General features: G+C 72.6%; 20 protein-coding genes. 13 read left to right on the forward strand and 7 right to left on the reverse strand.

The genetic code is table 11. The features are described 5' to 3' along the window. Positions 1–18: 18 nt before the first annotated feature. Positions 19–642, forward strand: coding sequence for a Uma2 family endonuclease (locus ABTY61_RS24030; protein WP_350507107.1), 624 nt, complete (start codon positions 19–21; stop codon positions 640–642). 1 nt (position 643) lies between these two features. Here ABTY61_RS24030 and ABTY61_RS24035 read toward each other — a convergent pair whose 3' ends face one another. Together ABTY61_RS24035 and ABTY61_RS24040 are read right to left on the reverse strand one after the other, a co-directional pair. Next, positions 644–1,324, reverse strand: coding sequence for an ABC transporter ATP-binding protein (locus tag ABTY61_RS24035; protein WP_350507108.1), 681 nt, complete (start codon positions 1,322–1,324; stop codon positions 644–646). Continuing rightward, positions 1,321–2,397, reverse strand: a complete 1,077-nt coding sequence (locus ABTY61_RS24040; protein ID WP_350507109.1) for an ABC transporter permease — start codon at positions 2,395–2,397, stop codon at positions 1,321–1,323. Before ABTY61_RS24040 ends, ABTY61_RS24035 begins: the two co-directional genes overlap by 4 nt. Before the next feature lie 162 nt (positions 2,398–2,559). Here ABTY61_RS24040 and ABTY61_RS24045 point away from each other — a divergent pair, with 162 nt between their 5' ends. The 5 genes from ABTY61_RS24045 to ABTY61_RS24065 all read left to right on the forward strand — a co-directional run bounded on the left by ABTY61_RS24045 (position 2,560) and on the right by ABTY61_RS24065 (position 6,143). Continuing rightward, positions 2,560–3,771 (forward strand): sensor histidine kinase, encoded by a 1,212-nt coding sequence (locus ABTY61_RS24045; RefSeq protein WP_350507110.1) that lies wholly within the window; start codon positions 2,560–2,562, stop codon positions 3,769–3,771. Next, positions 3,768–4,394 carry a response regulator transcription factor gene (locus tag ABTY61_RS24050; protein WP_350507111.1) on the forward strand — a complete coding sequence of 209 codons (627 nt, stop codon included), beginning with the start codon at positions 3,768–3,770 and terminating at the stop codon, positions 4,392–4,394. Before ABTY61_RS24045 ends, ABTY61_RS24050 begins: the two co-directional genes overlap by 4 nt. Positions 4,395–4,454: 60 nt before the next feature. After that, positions 4,455–5,477 carry a nitronate monooxygenase gene (locus ABTY61_RS24055; protein ID WP_350507112.1) on the forward strand — a complete coding sequence of 341 codons (1,023 nt, stop codon included), beginning with the start codon at positions 4,455–4,457 and terminating at the stop codon, positions 5,475–5,477. Positions 5,478–5,577: 100 nt separating this feature from the next. Then, positions 5,578–5,817: a hypothetical protein gene (locus ABTY61_RS24060; RefSeq protein WP_350507113.1), complete on the forward strand. Its 240-nt coding sequence runs from the start codon at positions 5,578–5,580 to the stop codon at positions 5,815–5,817. After that, positions 5,814–6,143, forward strand: a complete 330-nt coding sequence (locus tag ABTY61_RS24065) for a helix-turn-helix domain-containing protein (protein ID WP_350507114.1) — start codon at positions 5,814–5,816, stop codon at positions 6,141–6,143. The genes ABTY61_RS24060 and ABTY61_RS24065 overlap by 4 nt, the downstream gene beginning before the upstream one ends. 21 nt (positions 6,144–6,164) lie before the next feature. Here the strand turns inward: ABTY61_RS24065 and ABTY61_RS24070 are convergent, their stop codons facing one another. Beyond that, positions 6,165–7,613: an aminopeptidase P family protein gene (locus tag ABTY61_RS24070; RefSeq protein WP_350507115.1), complete on the reverse strand. Its 1,449-nt coding sequence runs from the start codon at positions 7,611–7,613 to the stop codon at positions 6,165–6,167. A gap of 173 nt (positions 7,614–7,786) precedes the next feature. On the opposite strand from ABTY61_RS24070, the gene ABTY61_RS24075 reads away from it, so the two are divergent. Genes ABTY61_RS24075 through ABTY61_RS24095 form a run of 5 tightly spaced genes read left to right on the forward strand, consistent with a single transcriptional unit; the run spans position 7,787 to position 13,556 of the window. Next, positions 7,787–9,535, forward strand: coding sequence for an ABC transporter substrate-binding protein (locus tag ABTY61_RS24075; RefSeq protein WP_350507116.1), 1,749 nt, complete (start codon positions 7,787–7,789; stop codon positions 9,533–9,535). Positions 9,536–9,543: 8 nt separating this feature from the next. Next, complete coding sequence (locus ABTY61_RS24080; RefSeq protein WP_350507117.1) at positions 9,544–10,506, forward strand: ABC transporter permease; 963 nt, start codon at positions 9,544–9,546, stop codon at positions 10,504–10,506. Positions 10,507–10,537: 31 nt separating this feature from the next. Next, positions 10,538–11,524 carry an ABC transporter permease gene (locus ABTY61_RS24085; protein ID WP_350507118.1) on the forward strand — a complete coding sequence of 329 codons (987 nt, stop codon included), beginning with the start codon at positions 10,538–10,540 and terminating at the stop codon, positions 11,522–11,524. Then, positions 11,524–12,531: an ABC transporter ATP-binding protein gene (locus ABTY61_RS24090; protein WP_350507119.1), complete on the forward strand. Its 1,008-nt coding sequence runs from the start codon at positions 11,524–11,526 to the stop codon at positions 12,529–12,531. The genes ABTY61_RS24085 and ABTY61_RS24090 overlap by 1 nt, the downstream gene beginning before the upstream one ends. After that, positions 12,531–13,556 carry an ABC transporter ATP-binding protein gene (locus ABTY61_RS24095; RefSeq protein WP_350507120.1) on the forward strand — a complete coding sequence of 342 codons (1,026 nt, stop codon included), beginning with the start codon at positions 12,531–12,533 and terminating at the stop codon, positions 13,554–13,556. Before ABTY61_RS24090 ends, ABTY61_RS24095 begins: the two co-directional genes overlap by 1 nt. Positions 13,557–13,693: 137 nt before the next feature. Here ABTY61_RS24095 and soxR read toward each other — a convergent pair whose 3' ends face one another. Continuing rightward, on the reverse strand, positions 13,694–14,155 hold the full coding sequence (gene soxR, locus ABTY61_RS24100; RefSeq protein ID WP_350507121.1) for a redox-sensitive transcriptional activator SoxR: 462 nt from the start codon (positions 14,153–14,155) through the stop codon (positions 13,694–13,696). Positions 14,156–14,305: 150 nt separating this feature from the next. Further along, positions 14,306–14,683: a YrdB family protein gene (locus ABTY61_RS24105; RefSeq protein ID WP_350507122.1), complete on the reverse strand. Its 378-nt coding sequence runs from the start codon at positions 14,681–14,683 to the stop codon at positions 14,306–14,308. A gap of 137 nt (positions 14,684–14,820) precedes the next feature. Here ABTY61_RS24105 and ABTY61_RS24110 point away from each other — a divergent pair, with 137 nt between their 5' ends. Continuing rightward, positions 14,821–16,023: an aminotransferase class V-fold PLP-dependent enzyme gene (locus ABTY61_RS24110; RefSeq protein WP_350507123.1), complete on the forward strand. Its 1,203-nt coding sequence runs from the start codon at positions 14,821–14,823 to the stop codon at positions 16,021–16,023. On the opposite strand, the gene ABTY61_RS24115 is transcribed toward ABTY61_RS24110, so the two are convergent. After that, entirely contained in the window at positions 16,013–16,411 is a 399-nt protein-coding gene (locus ABTY61_RS24115; protein WP_350507124.1) for an ArsR/SmtB family transcription factor, read from the reverse strand. The genes ABTY61_RS24110 and ABTY61_RS24115 overlap by 11 nt on opposite strands. A gap of 29 nt (positions 16,412–16,440) precedes the next feature. Beyond that, positions 16,441–16,815 carry a hypothetical protein gene (locus ABTY61_RS24120; RefSeq protein WP_350507125.1) on the reverse strand — a complete coding sequence of 125 codons (375 nt, stop codon included), beginning with the start codon at positions 16,813–16,815 and terminating at the stop codon, positions 16,441–16,443. Positions 16,816–17,071: 256 nt separating this feature from the next. Between ABTY61_RS24120 and ABTY61_RS24125 the strand changes: the two genes are divergently transcribed. Beyond that, on the forward strand, positions 17,072–19,927 hold the full coding sequence (locus ABTY61_RS24125; protein WP_350507184.1) for a DEAD/DEAH box helicase: 2,856 nt from the start codon (positions 17,072–17,074) through the stop codon (positions 19,925–19,927). Positions 19,928–19,941 lie beyond the last annotated feature (14 nt).

Genomic DNA, 19,941 nt, shown 5'->3' on the forward strand with positions numbered 1-19,941 from the left:
GCAGCCAGGAGGAACTCCATGTCCGCCGCAGCAGTGGAAGAGCCCTTCGAGCAGCGCCCGCTGCTCGAAGCCGCCAGGCAGCCGACGCTGCTTGAGGTCGCCGAGCTGATTTCCAACCAGTTCGTTGGGCACCGGGTCGAGATCGTCGGGAGCCAGATTACCGTGACGCCGCCGCCGAATGCTTCGCACGGCAAGTCGCTGAGCCGCCTCATGCGGGCGCTGTTTGCGGCCGGCCTCGACGGGGACGAGGTCGACGTCCTGCAGAACGTCGGTATCTGGTTGCCGGACGGACCTTCGGACTATGCCGTACCAGACCTGTCGATTGTCGACGCCGACATCGATGACCACCTGATCGAGTACAACTGTTACGACCCGGCAGCCTTTCGGCTCGTGCTCGAAGTCACGTCATCGAATCTCAGCGACGACCTCAAGCGGAAACCAACCATTTACGCCTCTGCTGGTGTGCCTGTCTACGTCATCGTGGATCGGAAGAATCAGCGAGTCATGGTGTTGACCGATCCGAAGGACGGCGAGTATCAGGTGCACGCCGTCCACCATCCGGGGCAGTCGTTCACGTTGCCCGAATCGATCGGGGCAACGGTGACGCTTTCAGTGGACGACGTGCTCACCGCCAAGAAGTAGCTCAGGCGACCAGCGGTACCGTCAGGCGGCCGTCGTGGACTTCGGCGATCTGGTCGACAGCCGTCAGGTGGGTGCGGTCGTGGGTGACCAGGACGGTGGCGGTCGCCCGACGGTGGGTGAGTTCGGTGATCAACTCCAGGACGGCCGCGCCGCGTTCGTGGTCGAGGGCGCTGGTGGGCTCGTCGACCAGCAGCACGGTGGGGTCGTTCATCAGGGCGCGGGCGATGTTGACCCGCTGGCGCTGGCCGCCGGAGAGCTGGTGGGGGCGGCGGGCGGTCTGGTCGCGCAGACCCACGGCGTCCAGGAGTTCCAGGGCGCGCGGGAGGGCGCTGCGCGGGGAGCGGCCGTCGAGGTGGGCCATCACCTGGAGTTGCTCGGCGGCCGTCAACGAGGGCAGCAGGTTGGCCTGTTGGAAGACGATGCCGATCCTGGTGCGGCGCAGGGCGGTGAGTTCGGCGCGGCTGAGACCCGCCGTGTCGGTGCCGTCCACGACGACCCGGCCGGAGTCCGGGGCGATCAGGGTGGCGGCCACCGCCAGCAGGCTGGACTTGCCGGAGCCGGAGGGGCCGACGACGGCCGTGAGCGTGCCCTTGGGGACGGTCAGCGAGACGTCGTCCAGGGCGGTGAGCCGGCTGTCGCCGTCCGGGTAGGTCAAGGTGATGCGGTCGAGTTCCAGACTCATCGGGCGCTCCCCAGGGCGGTCAGCGGGTCGACGGAGGTGATCCGGCGGATGGACAGGGCCGCGCCGACCGCGCCGAGGGCGATCATGACGGCGGCGGGCAGCAGCAGGGTCGGGGCGTCCAGGACGAAGGGGACGGCGGAGCCGATCAGCGAGCCGGCGCCGAGGGCGATCGCGGTGCCCACGGCCGTACCGAGCACCAGCAGCAGCACGGCCTGGCCGAGGGCGTCGCGCAGCAGGTAGCGGGTGGAGGCGCCGAGGGCCTTCAACACGGCGATGTCGCCGCTGCGTTGGATCGTCCAGACGGTGAAGAAGGCGCCGATCACCAGGGCGGAGATGGCGAACAGGAAGCCGCGCATCAGCTGGAGGGAGCCGTTCTCGGAGGTGTAGGAGCCGATCGCGGCGAGGGCGTCGTCCCGGGTGCGGGTCACGGTGCCCTGGTGGGTGTCGGCGGCGGCGAGGTCGGCGCCCGCGGTGGTGCGGAGCGCGACGACGGTGGCGTGGCCTGCGCCGCCCGGGGCGAACTGCTGCCAGTCGGTGAGGCTGGTCCAGATCACCGGGGTGTGGCTGTACGCGGCGTCGCCGTCGACGGCGGCCACCTGCAGCGGGTGCCCGGCGAGGGTGAAGCCGGCGCCGGGGGTGAGGTTGCCGAGCTTCTCGGCGGCGGCCTTGGAGAGCACGGCCCTCCCGGGGGCGATCAGGCCGCCCTGCGGGGCCAGGCCGGAGCCGTCGGGGACGCCGAAGGCGGACAGGGCGGCGGTGCGCTGCCCGGCGGCGGCCTTGGTGGTGGTGATGCCGAGCGGCTGGGCGGAGGTGACGCCGGGCTCCCGGGACCAGGCCTGCCACTGGTCGGGGGTGACCTGGGAGTCGGTGAAGTTGAGCTCCTGCCCATCGGCGGGTTTGCCGAAGACCAGGTGGTCGGCGGGCAGGCCGCTGATCGCGGAGATGTTCTGCCGGCCGAGCCCGGCGGTCAACCCGGACAGCATGCCGACCAGGACGGTGATCAGCACGATGACGGTTCCCATCAGGGCGAACCGCCCCTTGGCGAACCCCAGATCCCTCCAGGCGACGAACACGGTGGGCCTTTCTGCGGACGGAACGAGCGATGCCCCCACGGTCGCGGAGAAGGGGGTCCGCGGGCATCGCGCCGGGGATTGCATCCTGGGCATCAAAGGGCAGAAGCGGAGTTCAACCTTTTGATTGATGCCGGACGCCGGGCCGGAACCTAGGCTGGAGGGATGGCGACCGAACGATCCAGAACCACCCCCGTCGCCCTCGTCCTCCGGGTCTGCCTGCACCTGCTGGTGGCGGGCCTGCTGGCGCTCGCCGTCGCCCGGGCCGCGTTCGCCGACCGGGGCGGGGACCCGGCCGCCGTCGCGGCCGCGGCCTCCGCGATGGCCGCCGTGTACGCGGTCGGGCCGAGGCTGGCCGCCGTGCACCGGTCCCGCCGGGGCGCGGCGCTCTGGCTGGCGCTGCTCGGCGTCACCTGGGTAGGCCTGCTGGTCGCCACCCAGGACGGGGTGTGGCTGGCGTTTCCGCTGTACTTTCTGGAACTGCACCTGCTCGGTCGGCGCAGCGGGCTGGTCGCCGTCGCGCTGACGGCGGCGGCGGCGATCGCCGGGTGGTCCTTCCACCAGCACGCTTTCAACCCGGCCGCCTCCATCGGGCCCGCGCTCGGCGCGGCCGTCGCCACCGCCACCGTGCTCGGCTACCAGGCGCTGTACCGGGAGAGCGAGGAACGGCGCCGGCTGATCGACGAACTGACTGCCGCCCGCGCCGACCTCGCCGCCGCCCACCACGCCGCCGGCGTGCTCGCCGAACGGGAGCGGCTGGCCCGGGAGATCCACGACACCCTCGCGCAGAGCCTCAGCTCCATCCAGCTGCTGCTGCGCGCGGCCCAGCGGGCGCTGCCCGAGCGCACCGAGGCCGCCGCCGGGTACGTCGAGCAGGCGCGGCAGGCCGCCCAGGACAACCTGGACGAGGCCCGGCGGTTCGTCCGCGCGCTCACCCCGCCCGCGCTGGACGGCGATCCGCTGTCCGTCGCACTGGAACGGCTGTGCGCGACCACCACGGCGCACAGCGGCCTGCCCGTCCACCTGCACGTCTCCGGGGAGCAGGTACGGCTGCCGGCCCCCCAGGAGGTGGCCCTGCTGCGGATCGCACAGTCGGCGCTCGGCAACACCGTGCGGCACGCGAAGGCCTCGCGGGCCGAGGTGACACTCAGCTACATGGAGGGCGAGGTGGCGTTGGACGTGTTCGACGACGGGGCCGGGTTCGACCCGGCGGCGGTCGCCGGCCGCACCGGCGGGGACGGCGGCTTCGGACTGCCCTCGATGCGGGCCCGGGCCCGGGCGCTCGGCGGCAGCTTCACCGTGGAGTCCGCACCCGGGGAGGGGACGGCGCTGGCCGTGCAGCTGCCCGTCGCCCCGTCGCCGGAGGTCGGACCGTGATCCGGCTGCTGATCGCCGACGACCACCCGGTGGTGCGGGCCGGGCTGCGGGCGGTGCTGGAGAGCGAACCGGACTTCGCCATCGTCGCCGAGGCCGCGACCGCCGAGCGGGCCGTCGAGCTGGCGGCCGAACCGGGCGTGGACGTGGTGCTGATGGACCTCCAGTTCGGTCCCGGCTCGGCGATGAACGGGGCCCAGGCCACCGCCGCGATCACGGCCCGGGCGGGGGCGCCGCGGGTCCTGGTCGTCACCACCTACGACAGCGACGCCGACACCCTGCCGGCCCTGGAGGCGGGCGCCACCGGCTACCTGCTGAAGGACGCGCCGCCGGAGGAACTCGCCCAGGCGGTCCGGGCCGCCGCGGCGGGCCGCAGCGCGCTGGCGCCCAGCGTGGCGGACCGGCTGCTGGAACGCATGCGGACGCCCGCGGCGGCGCTCAGCGCGCGGGAGACCGAGGTGCTCGGGCTGGTCGCGGACGGGCTGACGAACCAGCAGGTCAGCCAGCGGCTGCACCTGAGCCAGGCCACCGTGAAGTCCCATCTGGTGCACATCTACACGAAGTTGGGCGTGGACTCGCGCACCGCGGCGGTGCGGGAGGCGCGTGGGCGCGGGCTGATCCGCTGACCGGGCCGGGCGTAGGGTGGAGGAGTCCGGTGCATGGAGCCGTGGGAGGAGCCGTCCCCGATGACCGTCCGTCTCGATGACCTCGCCGTGCCGGTGATCGGCGCCCCGATGGCGGGCGGGGCCTCCACCCCCGAACTGGTGGCCGCGGTGAACCGGGCCGGCGGGCTGGGGTTCCTCGCGGCCGGCTACCGGTCGGCCGCCGCGATCGCCGAACAGATCGCCGTGGTACGGAAGGCAGGCGACCGGCCGTACGGGGTGAACCTCTTCGTGCCGGCCCCGCCCGGGGATCCGGCGGCCGTCGCCGCCTACCGGGAGCGGCTGCGGCCCGAGGCCGAGCGCTGGGCAGTGGCGCTGCCGGAGGAGATCGGGCCGGACCGGGACGACTGGGAGGCCAAGCTCGACGTACTGCTCGCCGACCCGGTGCCGGTCGTCTCCTACACCTTCGGGCTGCCCACGGCCGAGGAGGCGGCGGCGCTGCGCGCGGCGGGGACGCTGCAGGTCGGCACCGTCACCACGCCGGAGGAGGCCCGGGCGGCGCAGGCGGCTGGCATGGACGCCCTGTGCGTGCAGGGCCCGGAGGCCGGCGGGCACCGCGCCACCCACCGGGTGACGGACCGGCCGGGGAAGCTGCCGCTGCTGGAACTGCTGGCCGCCGTAAGGGCGGTGACGCCGCTGCCGCTGATCGCCGCGGGCGGGCTGGGCGACGGCCCGGCGGTCGCGGCGGCGCTGCGGGCCGGTGCGGCCGCGGTGCAGCTGGGGACGGCGCTGCTGCGCGCCGACGAGTCCGGCGCCTCGGCCGCGCACCGGGCCGCGCTCACCGAACGGCCGGAGACCGTCGTCACCCGCGCCTTCACCGGCCGCCCCGCCCGCGGCCTGCGCAACGCCTTCATCGACCGCCACGGCCCGTACGCCCCGCCGGCCTACCCCGAGGTCCACCACCTCACCGCCCCGCTGCGCGCCGCCGCCACCCGCCGCGCCGACACCGACGCCATGCACCTCTGGGCGGGCACCGCCCACCACCTGGCCCGCACGGGCCCGGTGGAGCAGATCGTCGCGGAGCTGTGGCGGGCTGCGCGGGGGTAGTGCGCCGGGCGCGCGTCGGGCGGGGCGTGTCGTCGCCCGCAGGGGTGGATCGGGTGGGAAAGCGCGCGGTGGCCTATAAGGCACAACTTAATGTGGCCGCATGTGGGAGATCACGCTTCTGGCACCGGTTGAGGAGCGGTACTTGCAGGTTTGCGAGGACGACCCCGAAACAGCGGAGAACATTCTCGAGGCATTGGACCTGCCGGCCGAGGAGGGGCCGACCTTGGGACGGCCTGCGGTGGACCGGATCCACCGCAGCCGGCTGCACAACCTCAAGGAGTTGAGAGAGGGGCGCTACGCGGATTACGTCGAGGAGCAACGGAACGGAGCACGCCGATGAAGGGGCGTAGTTGGACCGAGGTACGGGCCGAGGTCATGAGGCGGTTTCCCGAGCTGGCGACGCCTGAGGCGGAAGCCAGGCGGGAGCGGATGCGTCAGGAGACGCTGGCGCAGGTCAGGGGACACGAGCTGGCTGAGCTGCGGCGCAAGGCAGGGCTCGCCCAGATGCACGTGGCCGAGCTTCTCGGGGTGAGTCAGGCACGGGTTTCGCAGATCGAGCACGGGCAGGTGGACAGCCTGGACAACCTTCGGGCCTATGCTGCCGCGATCGGCGGCGAGGTCGAGGTCATCGTTCGGCAGGGGGAGCGGACGATCAAGGTGGCCTGATCGTCCGCCTCGACCGGGCCCTCAGCTGAGCAGGTTCGCCATCCAGGACTCGATGTCGGTGACCGTCCTGGGGAGGGCGGCGGACATCAGGTGGGCGCCGTCCTCGGTGATGACGAGGTCGTCCTCGATGCGGATGCCGAGGCCGCGGAGTTCGAGCGGGAGGGTTTCGTCGTCGGGCTGGAGGTAGAGGCCGGGTTCGACGGTGAGGACCATGCCGGCTTCCAGGGTGCCGTCGACGTAGCGGTCGGCGCGGGCCTTGGCGCAGTCGTGGTAGTCGAGGCCGAGCATGTGGCCGCTGCCGCAGAGGGTGTAGCGGCGGTAGAGGCCGTTGTCCTCGGCGAGGGCTTGGTCGGCGGGGATGCGCAGGACGCCCCAGTCGGCGAGGCCTTCGGCGATGACCCGCATGGCGGCGCGGTGGAAGTCGCGGAAGCGGGCGCCGGGGCGCAGGGCGGCGATGCCGGCGCTCTGGGCGGCGAGGACGAGCTCGTAGGCCTGGCGCTGGACCGGGGTGAAGGTGCCGCTGAGCGGGAGGGTGCGGGTGATGTCGGCGGCGTAGAGGGTGTCGGTCTCGACGCCGGCGTCGAGCAGGAGCAGGGCGTCGGGGTCGAGGGCGCCGTCGTTGCGGATCCAGTGCAGGACGCAGGCGTGGGCGCCGGAGGCGGCGATGGTGGTGTAGCTGGGGCCGTTGCCCTCGGCGCGGGCGCGCAGGTCGAAGACGCCCTCGATCCAGCGTTCGCCGCGGTGGTGGCGCAGGGCGGCGGGGAGGGCGCGGACGACGTCCTCGAAGCCGGCGACGGTGTGGTCGACGGCGAGTTGCAGCTGCTGGACCTCCCAGGTGTCCTTGACCAGGCGCAACTCGGAGAGCACGGCGGCGAGTTCGTCGTCCTGGACGAAGGAGCCGCGCCCGGTGGCCTGGTCGACGAGGGCGTCGGTGCCGGCCAGCACCCGGGTGGGCGGCTGCGGTCCGCTGAGCAACTTGTCGAGGTCGTCGAGGTGTTCGGTGCGCAGCCCGGTGAGCCGGGCGGCTTCGGCGAGGTCGGGGCGGCGGCCGACCCAGAACTCGCCGTAGCGCCGGTCGCGGTAGAACTCGCCGCCGCTGCGCGGGGATCGGGGGCGTACGTGGAGGACCGGTTCGTGGCCTTCGGGGCCGGCCGGTTCGAGGACGAGGACGTGGTCGGCCTGGTCCTCGCCGGTGAGGCCGGTGAGCCAGGCGTAGGCGCTGTGCGGGCGGAAGCGGTGGTCGAGGTCGTTGCAGCGGACCTTGAGGCGGCCGGCGGGGACGATCAGCCGTTCGCCGGGGAAGGCGGCGGAGAGCCGGGCGCGGCGGCGGGCGAACTCGGGGTAGCCGGGGACGCGTTGGTCGGCGGGGAGCGGGGTGGCGGCCCAGGCGGTGCCCATGAAGGCGTCCAGGGCGGGGGAGACCGCGAGGTCGTGGCTGCCGGCGGCGATTCGGGGGCGGGGTCGGGTCACCGGTGAACTCCTAGGCGGGGGTGGGGAGCTGGGGTTGGTGGGACACAGCTGGGTAACGGCGGGCGCCACCTCTTGTGCAGTGCAATTTCACATTACTATGTTACGGGTCACACAGCGGTGCGGCCAGAGCCGGCCCGCGGACCGATGCAGGCCCCCCACAGCGGAGTTGCCACATGACCAGGCGCACCCATGCCCTCCTCGCCGCCGCCCTCGCGGCGACCCTCACCCTCGGCCTCGGGGCCTGCAAGAACGACAAGAGCGACAGCGGCGACGACGCGGCCGCCACCAGCACCAAGGGCCCGGGCGCGGAGAGCGGTTCGGTCATCGGCGGTACCCCGGCCAAGGGCGGCACCCTCACCGTCCTGACCAACCAGGACTTCGCCCACCTCGACCCGGCGCGCAACTGGACCGTCCCGCACATGGACTTCGGCACCCGGCTGCTCTACCGCACCCTGACGACCTTCAAGTCCGAGCCGGGCGCCGCCGGCAGCGAGATCGTCCCGGACCTCGCGACCGACCTGGGCAAGTCCTCGGACGGCGGGAAGACCTGGACCTTCACCCTCAAGGACGGCCTCAAGTACGAGGACGGCAGCACGATCAAGTCCGCCGACATCAAGTACAACGTCGAGCGCTCCTTCTCCCCGGACCTCACCGGCGGGCCGGACTACGCGATCCAGTACCTGGCCGGCGGCGAGAACTACAAGGGCCCGCTCACCGGCGAGCACCTGGCGAGCATCGAGACCCCGGACGAGAAGACGATCGTCTTCCACCTCAAGCGCCCGGTCGCCGAGTTCTCGGACACCGTCACCCTGCCGACCTTCGCGCCCGTCCCGCAGTCCCAGGAGAAGGGCACCCAGTACGACTCCCGGCCGTTCTCCTCCGGCCCGTACAAGATCGAGACCTACGACCGGGGCAAGCAGCTGGTCCTGGTCCGCAACACCGGCTGGGACCCGGCGACCGACACCGTCCGCAAGGCCTACCCCGACCGGATCGTGGTCACCGAGGGCATCAAGGGCGGCCAGGCGGACGACCGGATCATCGCCAGCGAGGGCGCCGACGCCAACGCGATCAACATGCCCTGGATGCAGCACGAGTCGGTCGCCAAGGTGCTGCCCAAGGCGGACGTCAAGTCCCGGATGGTGGCCGAGCGGACCGGCTGTACGGACATGCTGTACCTGAACACCGCCAAGGCGCCCTTCGACGACCCGAAGGCACGCGAGGCGATGATGTGGGCCGTCGACCGCGAGGCCCAGGTGACGGCGTTCGGCGGCCCGGCGATGGCCGACGTGGCGACCTCCTTCCTCCCGCCGTCGCTGACCGGCGGGGTCAAGGCCGATCCGCTGAAGATCCCGGCCACCGGGGACCCGGAGAAGGCCAAGGCCCTGCTCAAGGACGCGGGCAAGACCGACCTCAAGGTCGGGCTCACCGTTTCGCTCGGCGACAAGACCCGCGCCGAGGCGGTCCAGCAGTCGCTGGCCAAGGCCGGAGTCCAGGTCACCGTCAACACCGTGGACCCGTCCGCCTTCACCGACACCCTCGGCGACACCAAGAACGCCCCGGAGCTGGCCATCAACGGCTGGTGCCCGGACTACCCGTCCGCCGCGACCTTCCTGCCGTTTCAGTTCGACGGACGCACCATCAAGGAAAAGGGCAACCAGGGCAACCTCAGCCAGTTCCGGGACCAGGCCACGATGGACCGGATGGACGCGATCGCGGCCATGCCGGACGTCAACGAGGCCAACAAGGCCTGGCAGCAGCTGGACGAGGACCTGATGCGCAAGGCGCCGGCCGTCCCGCTGATGTGGCAGCGCCGCCCGCTGATGGTCGGCACCAATGTGGCCGGGGCGTTCGGCAGTTCGGGCTACGCCGGGATGATCGACCTGGCCGTGGTGGGCCTCAAGGACCCGGCCAAGGGCAAGTGAGGCGTTCGATGAGCACCACCACCGAGCCTCCCGTCGTGGCGGAAGCCGCGGCGGCGGGCCCCGCGAAGGCCGCCGGGCGCGGGCCGTGGCGGCTGGTCCTGGACCAGCTGTGGGCCCGCGGTTCGGCCCGGTTCGGCCTGATCACGGTCGGCGTGCTGCTGCTGGCGGCCGCCCTGGCAGGCCCGCTGAGCGCGCTCGGCGGCTGGACCCCCGAGGAGTTCGACAAACGCGCCGTGGACGCCTACCTGGGCGGCATGCCCAGGGGGGACTTCGGCGGCATCAGCACCCGGCACTGGCTGGGGGTGGAGCCGATCACCGGGCGCGACCTGTTCGCCCGGGTGCTGCACGGCGGGCAGGTGTCGCTGCTGATCGCGTTCACCGCGACCGCGGTCGTCGTGGTCACCGGCACCCTGGCGGGCGTCGCCGCGGGCTACTTCGGCGGCCGGACCGACGCCGTGCTGTCCCGGCTGATGGACCTCACGATGTCCTTCCCCTCGCTGATCTTCATGATCGCGATGATGTCGGTGGCCAAGGACGTCAACCGGATCCTGCTGATCACCCTGGTGATCGGCCTGTTCACCTGGCCCGGCATCGCCCGGGTGGTGCGCGGCCAGACCCTCTCGCTCAAGCACCGCGAGTACGTCGAGGCCGCCCGGGTCGGTGGCGCCCGCTCCTGGCGCATCCTCACCCGGGAGATCCTGCCGAACGTCTCGGGCCCGGTCATCGCGTACACCACGCTGCTGATCCCCGGCATGATCGCCACCGAGGCCGCGCTCAGCTACCTCGGCGTGGGCGTGCGCCCGCCGACCCCGTCCTGGGGGCAGATGATCGCCGAGAGCATCGTCCACTACGAGACCGACCCGACGTACTTCCTCATCCCGACGGCCTTCCTGTTCCTCGCCGTGCTCGCCTTCACCCTGCTCGGGGACGCGCTGCGGGACATCCTCGACCCCCGGGGAGCCCGGTCGTGATCCGCTACCCCGACCCCCGCGGAGGCCGGTCGTGATCCTTTACCTCGGCCGCCGCCTGCTCGGCGTGGCGGGCATCCTGCTCGCCATCTGCGCCATCACCTTCACCATCTTCTACCTGCTGCCCAACGACCCGGCCGCGGCCGCCTGCGGCAAGACCTGCAGCCCCGAGCGGCTCGCCGACGTCAAGGCGGCGATGGGCCTGGACAAGCCGGTCTGGGACCAGTTCGCCGCCTACCTGACCGGGATCTTCGCGGGCCGCGACTACGGCACCGGCCCGAGCGCGGTGCACTGCGGCTTCCCCTGCCTCGGCTACTCCTACGAGTACGGGCTGCCGGTCTGGGACCTGCTCACCGACCGCCTCCCGGTCTCGATCTCGCTGGCCCTCGGCGCGGCCGTGCTCTGGCTGCTCCTCGGCCTCGGCGCGGGCGTCACCTCGGCGCTGCGCAAGGGCGGCTTCACCGACCGGACCCTGATGGTGCTCTCGGTCGGGGCGGCCTCGCTGCCGGTCTACTTCACCTCGATCATGCTGATCTGGGGCGTGGTCCGGACGGCCGGGCTGCTGCCCTACCCCTCGTACCACGCGTTCACCGACGGCCCGCTCGACTGGGCGAGCAACCTGCTGCTGCCCTGGACCGCGCTCGCCCTGCTGTACGCGGCGATGTACGCCAGGCAGAGCCGCACCTCGATGATCGAGACGATGGCGGAGCCGTACATCCGCACCGCCCGGGCGAAGGGACTGCCGGCCCGCACGGTGACCGTCAAGCACGGGCTGCGCTCTGCGGCGACGCCGATCCTGACCATCTTCGGGATGGACCTCGGCGGGCTGCTGGCCGGGGCCGTCATCACCGAGTCGATCTTCGGCCTGCCCGGCGTCGGCCGGCTGTTCTACGACGGACTGGCCCGCTCCGACCAGCCCGTGATCCTCGGCGTCACCCTGCTCGCGGCCTTCTTCATCGTCGCGGCGAACCTGCTGGTCGACCTGCTCTACGCGGCCGTCGACCCGAGAGTGAGGTACTGATGCCCAGTCTGTTGGAGGTCGAGGACCTCAAGGTCGCCTTCGACACCCCGCGCGGCACCGTCCGGGCCGTGGACGGCATCTCCTTCACCGTCGAGGCCGGGCGCACCCTCGGGCTGGTCGGCGAGTCCGGCAGCGGCAAGTCCGTCACCTCGCTGGCCCTGATGGGCCTGCACCGCGGTGCCGCCGTCACCGGCTCGATCCGGCTCGACGGGCGGGAGCTGACCGGGCTGGGGGAGCGGGAGCTGGGCACCGTCCGGGGCCGGCGGATCGCCATGGTCTTCCAGGACCCGCTGTCCAGCCTCCACCCCTTCTACACCGTCGGCGAACAGATCGCCGAGCACTACCGGGTGCACTTCCGGGCCGGCCGCAAGGCCGGACGGGCCCGGGCGGTGGAGATGCTCGCCGAGGTCGGCATCCCGGAGCCGGCCCGCCGGGTCGACGAGTACCCGCACCAGTTCTCCGGCGGCATGCGCCAGCGCGTGATGATCGCCATGGCGCTCGCCTGCGAACCCGACCTGCTGATCGCCGACGAACCCACCACCGCGCTGGACGTCACCGTCCAGGCCCAGATCCTCGACCTGATCGCCCGGATCCAGCAGGACCGCGGCCTCGGCGTCGTGATGATCACCCACGACCTGGGCGTGGTCGCCCGGGTCGCCCACCAAGTGCTGGTCATGTACGGCGGCCGGGCAGCCGAACAGGCCCCGGCGGAACGGCTGTTCGCCGAACCCGCGCACCCGTACACCCGCGGCCTGCTGGACTCGCTGCCGCGCCTGGACGACCCCGACGACGCCCCGCTGCGGGCCATCCCCGGCAGCCCGCCCTCGCTGCTCGCCCCCGCCCCCGGCTGCTCCTTCGCCCCGCGCTGCGCCCGCACCACCGCGGCGCCCGCCGAGGAGCACGCCCGCTGCCTGGCCGAGCGCCCGCCGCTCGACCCGTTCGGCCCGCCCGAGGCGGGCCACCGGGCCGCCTGCCATCTGCCACTGGTGCCGGAAGGGGCCCTCTGATGGCCGAATCACTGCAGTCCGAGCCGTTGCCGGTCGAGCCGCGGCCGACCGAACCGCTGCTGTCCGTAAGGGACTTGGTGAAGACCTTCGCCGGCCGGCGCAGCCGCACCGGCCGAGCCGGCGCGCCGGTCCGGGCCGTGGACGGGGTGAGCTTCGACCTCGGCGCGGGTGAGACGCTCGGCCTGGTCGGCGAGTCCGGCTGCGGCAAGTCCACCACCGGCCGGATGATCGTCCGGCTGCTCGACCCCACCTCGGGCACCGTCACCTTCGACGGCACTGAGATCGGCGGCCTCTCCCAGGCCCGGCTGCGGCCGCACCGGCGGCACCTGCAGATGGTCTTCCAGGACCCGTACTCCTCGCTCAACCCCCGGCAGACGGTGGCCCGGATCATCTCCGAGCCGCTGCTGGTCCAGGGCGCGAGCGCCGCGGCGGCGCGCGGCCGGGCGGCCGAGCTGATGGAGCTGGTCGGGCTGATCCCCGAGCACCTCGACCGCTACCCGCACGAGTTCTCCGGCGGCCAGGCGCAGCGGATCGGCATCGCCCGCTCGTTGGCCACCTCGCCGAAGCTGGTGGTCGCGGACGAGCCGGTGTCCGCGCTGGACGTCTCGGTCCAGGCCCAAGTGGTCAACCTGATGGAGCAGTTGCAGCGGGAGCTGGGCCTGGCGTACGTGTTCATCGCGCATGACCTCTCGGTGGTCAAGCGGGTCTGCGACCGGGTCGCGGTGATGTACCTGGGCCGGATCGTGGAGATCGGCGACAAGGCCGAGGTGTACGGCAGCCCGGCGCACCCGTACACCCGGGCGCTGCTGTCCGCCGTCCCGCTGCCGGACCCGGCGGCGGAGCGGGCCCGGGAGCGGATCGTGCTGCTCGGCGACCCGCCGAGCCCGGCCGACCCGCCCGCCGGGTGCGGCTTCCACCCACGCTGTCCGAAGGCACAGGCGCGCTGCCGGTCGGAGCGGCCGCTGCTGGAGCCGGTCGGTACGGGCGGCCGCCTGGCGGCCTGCCACTTCCCGGACCGGCCGTAGCGGAGCCGTGGTGAAGCCGCAGTAGAGCCGCAGCAGGGCCGGAGCAGGGCCGCAGCGGCGAACAAGCCCCCGGTCGGGCGTGGCGGGGAACCTCACGAGGGCCGCGTCCGACCGGGTTCCACCCCCCTATCGCTCCGCTACTGCTCCTCGGGGGGCAGCAGCAGCCGGGGCCCGGGCCCCTCGGTGGCGAGTTCGTCGCCGGGGTTGAGCACCCGGCAGCGGCGCAGCGACACGCAGCCGCAGCCGATGCAGCCGGTCAGCTCGGCCTCCAGGTGCTCCAACTCGGTCCGACGGGCCCGCAGCTGATCGGCCCACCGGCGGGAGATCCGTTCCCAGTCGTGCTTGCCCGGCATCCGGTCCTCGGGCAGGCCGGTGAACACCTCGGCGACCTCGGCGAGCGGGATGCCGAGCCGTTTGGCGACCAGGATCAGCGAGATGCGGCGCAGCACGTGCCGCCGGTAGCGGCGCTGGTTGCCCGCCGACCGTTCGGAGGAGATCAGCCCCTGCTCCTCGTAGAAGCGCACGGCCGAGGTGGCGATCCCGGCCCGTCGGGCCACCTCGCCCACGCTCAGCAGGTCGACGGGCGCGGTCCCGGTCATGGTCACCCCACTCCTTGACTTCAAGTTCTCTTGAAGTCCCAGCTTATCGGACGTGACCGGATCGACCGCTGTCCGCCGCCACCGACCGTGCCGACAAGACCAGTTGCCCAACGCGGTCGCCGACCGCCTGGCCCTCTCCGGGCGGGCGGGTCAGTGCGCGGTGTACTCCACGGTCACGCTGACGACCACCAGCGCCGCGTAGACCACGGCCAGGGTGGTCCGGCCGGACGCGTGCAGCGCGAGTGCCCCGCTGAGCAGGGCCAGCAGCTTGAGCACGATCTCCACGCCGAGCGGCTGGCGGAACCTGGGCCCGCCCGCGGCCAGGAACAGCCCCCAGAAGGCGGCCGCCAGGGCCGGGGCGCCGAGGCCCAGCAGCAGTCGGGTGGCCAGGCCGGAGCCGGTCTTGAAGCCCCAGTAGCAGAGCGAGGCCAGCAGGGCGAGCTCCAGCCCGAAGGCGAGTCCCGCGTTGGTGATGGTCAGCGGGGTCCACTGCCGCTGCCCGACCGGTTTCGGTCTTTCGATCCTCATCCCGTGTTCTCCCCGTTCGCGGGCCGCCCGGTCGGGCGGCGGTCAGCCGGAGTTTCCCAGTCCGGCCCGCGGGAACTCAATGGATCGCCCCGAAGACGTGTGCGGAACAGGGGCCGGGCCGTAGCCTGACGCATGCAATGTCACACATCACCAGAGGGAGTACCGCCGTGGTCGACGACCCGAGCACCGCCGAGCCCCCGGCCCCGCTGCCCGCCGCCGAGGGCCTGTTCAGCCTGTCGCCGCAGGCCGCGCACCTCAACCACGGCTCCTTCGGCGCCGTGCCGCTCCCGGTGCAGCGGCTGCAGGCGGAACTGCGGACCGAGCACGAGCTGGACCCGGACGGCTTCTTCGCCGACCTGCCGGCCCGGATCGCCGGGGCCCGGGAGCTGATCGCCGCCGAACTGGCCACCGACCCGGCACGGCTGGCGCTGGTCGCCAACGTCACCGAGGCGGCCGCGATCGCCCTGGACAGCATCCCGCTCGCCGTCGGCGACCGGATTCTGGTCACCGACCACGGCTACGGCGCCGTCACCCAGGCCGCGGCCCGCAGGGCGGCCGAGACCGGCGCCGAGCTGGTGGTCGCCCAGGTGCCGCTGGACGCCCCGGACGAGGCCGCCGTCCGCGACGCGGTGCTCGCCGCCGTGGACGGCCGCACCACCGTCGCCGTCCTGGACCGGATCACCTCGCTCACCGCCCGTACCGTGGCCTCCCCGGCCCTGGTGGCCGAGCTGCGCGGGCGCGGAGTGACCACCCTGGTGGACGGCGCCCACGCCCCCGGGATGCTGCCCGAGCCCGTCGACCCCGATGCCGACTTCTGGTTCGGCAACCTGCACAAGTGGGCCTTCGCCCCGCGCGCCACCGGCGTGCTGTCCGTCCGCCCCGAGTGGACCGCCCGGGTGCGCCCGCTCGCGCTGTCCTGGGAGCACCACCGGGGCTTCCCGGCCAACGTCGAGTGGCGCGGCACCTGCGACTACACCCCCTGGCTGGCCGCCCCGGCCGGCTTCGGGCTGCTGCGCGAACTGGGCCGGGAGGCGGTCGCCGCCCACAACGCCGCGCTCGCCGCGTACGGCCAGCGGGTGCTGGTCGAGCGGGCGGGCCTGCGGGCGCTGCCCGCGACGCCCGGGGTGTGGATGCGCACCGTACGGCTGCCGGAGGGGTTCGCCGACACCGAGCCGCAGTACCTGGCGCTGCTGGCCGAGCTGTGGCGGCGGCACCGGATCCGGGTCGCCGTCCGGCCCGGGCCCGAGGGCGCGGTGCTGCGGGTGAGCGCCCAGGTGTACAACCGGGCGGCGGACTACGAGCGGCTCGCGGACGCGCTGGTGGAGCTGCTCAAGGAGTAGTCGGCGAAGCCGCTGGAGGAGCGGCCGGTGCGGCTGCCCAAGGAGCGGTCGGCCCCTGGTCGCCCGCCGCCCGCAGCTCCGCGAGCAGAACGTCCCGGTCGGCGAGCAGCCCGGTGAGGATCCGCCGGGCTGCTCGCAGCAGGTCGGCGACGTCGCCGCCGGCCAGTGCGTAGACCACGGTGCTGCCGTCCCTGGTGGCGGTGACGATGCCGGAGCGGCGCAGCACCGCGAGCTGCTGGGACAGGCTGGAGGGCTCGACCTCCAGTTCGGCGAGCAGGCAGCGGACGGGTGTCGGCCCGGCCTGCAGCAGCTCCAGCACCCGGATCCGGACGGGATGGCCGAGCATCCGGAAGAACTCGGCCTTGGCCTGGTACAGAGCTACCGTCACGAGGCCCCCCTTCCCTGGTGTCGGCGGGCTCAGATCTCCAGCGAGAGCTCGATCTGCTTGAGCCGGTGGCGGGCCATCGCCAGGTTGGAGCGCTCCCGGTTGAGCGCGAGGAAGAGGAAGAGCCCGCGTCCGCTGGGCGTCGTGATCGGCCGGACCATGTGGTACTGGTTGGTCAGGCTGATCAGGATGTCCTCGATCGCGTTGTCGTGCAGGTTGAGCATCTCCATCGCCCGCATCTTGGCGCGGACCACGTCGGTGTTGCCGGCCGCGGCGATGTTGAGGTCCAGCTCGCCGCCGTCGCCGAGGCTGCCGAGGGCCATGCCGCTGCCGTAGTCGACCAGGGCGACGCCGATCGCGCCGTCGATCGACATGGCGTCCTTGAGGGACGTCTCCAGGTTCGCCATCGTGGCTGTCCTCCCGTGAGTCGGTGGCCGTTGCTCGCGGCCGTGGCTCATGAAGGTAGGGAGCATTTCCCGGACTCCACCGTGAATGACCGGAGTCGTTCGGATCTGGTTGGACCCTGATCACTTGAAGACATTTGCAACTATGGATCTGAGAGAGGAGTGATCTCCTCGCACGGAAAACGGTGCTATCGATGTCACTCCTCCCGGGTAACCTCTCGCTGAGATGCGAGATCACACCAACCACACCCGGACGGCGATGAACACCCCCGACCCAGAGCCCCAGGAAGACCAGGAGCTCAGCCCCGCCGAGGCGTACGCGGCCAGCCGTCGCCGGGCCAAGGAACAGGCCACCGCGCTGTACGGCTTCCAGCAGCTGTACGACTTTCCGCTGGACGACTTCCAGGTGGAGGCCTGCGAGACCCTGGAGGCCGGCTCCGGCGTCCTGGTCGCCGCCCCCACCGGCTCCGGGAAGACCATCGTCGGCGAGTTCGCCGTGCACCTGGCCCTCCAGGCGGGCCGCAAGTGCTTCTACACCACGCCGATCAAGGCGCTCTCCAACCAGAAGTACGGGGACCTGGTCAAGCGCTACGGCGCCGCCAAGGTCGGCCTGCTCACCGGTGACAACACCGTCAACGGCGACGCCCCCGTGGTGGTGATGACCACCGAGGTGCTCCGCAACATGCTCTACGCGGGCTCCAGCACCCTCGACGGCCTCGGCTACGTCGTGATGGACGAGGTGCACTACCTCGCCGACCGCTTCCGCGGCGCCGTCTGGGAGGAGGTCATCATCCACCTCCCCGAGTCGGTCACCCTCGTCTCGCTCTCCGCGACCGTCTCCAACGCCGAGGAGTTCGGCGACTGGCTGGACACCGTCCGCGGCGGCACCAAGGTGATCGTCTCCGAGACCCGCCCGGTGCCGCTGTGGCAGCACGTGATGGCCGGCAACCGGATGTACGACCTGTTCGCCGACCCCGACCGGGACGGCCGCCCCAAGCACAGCCTCAAGAACCCCGGCAAGGCCGTCAACCCCGAGCTGGTCCGGCTCGCCCGCTCCGAGGTCGACCGCAACCCGCGCGACCGGTTCGGCCGCGGCCGGGGCCGCTCCATGCCCAACGGCCGCCCCGGCAAGGTCTGGACGCCGGGCCGGGTCGACGTCATCGACCGGCTCGACGCCGAGGGCCTGCTGCCCGCGATCACCTTCATCTTCAGCCGGGCCGGCTGCGAGGCCGCCGTCCAGCAGTGCCTCAGCTCCGGCCTGCGGCTCAACAAGGACTCCGACCGCGCCGTGGTCCGGGCCATCGTCGAGGAGCGCTGCGCCGACATCCCCGACGAGGACCTGCACGTCCTCGGCTACTTCGAGTGGCTGGACGGGCTGGAGCGCGGCATCGCCGCCCACCACGCCGGGATGCTGCCCCGGTTCAAGGAGGTGGTCGAGGAGCTCTTCGTGAAGGGCCTGGTCAAGGCCGTCTTCGCGACCGAGACCCTGGCCCTCGGCATCAACATGCCCGCCCGCTCGGTGGTCATGGAGAAGCTGGTCAAGTGGAACGGCGAGACCCACGCCGACATCACCCCCGGCGAGTACACCCAGCTCACCGGCCGGGCCGGGCGGCGCGGCATCGACGTCGAGGGCCACGCCGTGGTGCTCTGGCAGCGCGGCCTCGACCCGGAGGCGCTGGCCGGCCTGGCCGGCACCCGCACCTACCCGCTCAAGTCCTCGTTCCGGCCGTCGTACAACATGGCCGTCAACCTGGTCTCCCAGTTCGGCCGGCACCGCTCCCGGGAGCTGCTGGAGACCTCCTTCGCCCAGTTCCAGGCGGACCGCTCGGTGGTCGGCATCGCCCGCCAGGTGCAGCGCAACGAGGAGGGGCTGGACGGCTACCGCGAGTCCATGACCTGCCACCTCGGCGACTTCGACGAGTACATGGAGCTGCGCCGCCGGCTCAAGGACCGGGAGAACGCGCTGGCCCGCGAGGGCACCAGCCAGCGCCGCGCCGCCGCCGTCGAGTCGATCGAGCAGCTCAAGCCGGGCGACGTCATCCACGTCCCCGCCGGCAAGTTCGCCGGCCTCGCCCTGGTCCTCGACCCGGGCCTGCCTCCGGTCAGCCGCTCCGGCCGGGGCGGCCCGCGCCACCCCGACTTCCAGGACGGCCCGCGACCGGTGGTGCTCACCGCCGAACGGCAGGTCAAGCGGCTCGCGATGATCGACTTCCCGTACCCGGTGGCCGCCGTCGAGCGGGTGCGCATCCCCAAGTCCTTCAACCCGCGCAGCCCGCAGTCCCGGCGCGACCTCGCCTCCGCGCTGCGCACCAAGGCCGGCCACCTGGAGCCCGACCGGTTCCGGCGCGGCCGCGCGGCCGCCGCCGACGACCCGGAGATCACCCGGCTGCGCGCCGAACTGCGCCAGCACCCCTGCCACGGCTGCAGCGACCGCGAGGACCACGCCCGCTGGGCCGAGCGCTACCACCGGCTGCACCGCGACACCGAACTGCTGGAACGCCGGATGCGCTCCCGCACCCACACCATCGCCCGCACCTTCGACCGGGTCTGCGGCCTGCTCACCGACCTCGGCTACCTCAGCGGGGACACCGTCACCGACGACGGCAAGCGGCTCGGCCGGCTCTACGGCGAACTCGACCTGCTCGCCTCCGAGTGCATCCGCGAGGGCGTCTGGAGCGGCCTCGCCGCCGCCGAACTCGCCGCCTGCGCCTCGGCGTTGGTGTACGAGTCGCGCCAGTCCGACGACGCCGGCGCCCCCCGGGTGCCGGAGGGCGCGGCCAAGGAGGCGCTCGGCCAGATGGTCCGGATCTGGGGCCACCTGGACGCCCTCGAGGAGCAGCACCGGATCAACACCGCCGAAGGCGTCGGCCAGCGCGAACCCGACCTCGGCTTCGCCTGGGCCGCCTACCGCTGGGCGCTCGGCCACAGCCTCGACCAGGTCCTGCGCGACGCCGAGATGCCGGCCGGCGACTTCGTCCGCTGGACCAAGCAGCTGATCGACGTCCTCGGCCAGATCCAGGACGCGGCCGGTGAGGACGCCGAACTCCGCAAGACCGCCCGCAAGGCCGTCGACGGGCTGCGCCGCGGCATCATCGCCTACTCCTCGGTGGGCTGAGCCGCCGGCGACGC

The organism is Kitasatospora sp. NPDC096128 (assembly GCF_040303105.1).
In the GTDB taxonomy this organism is placed as follows: Bacteria; Actinomycetota; Actinomycetes; order Streptomycetales; family Streptomycetaceae; genus Kitasatospora.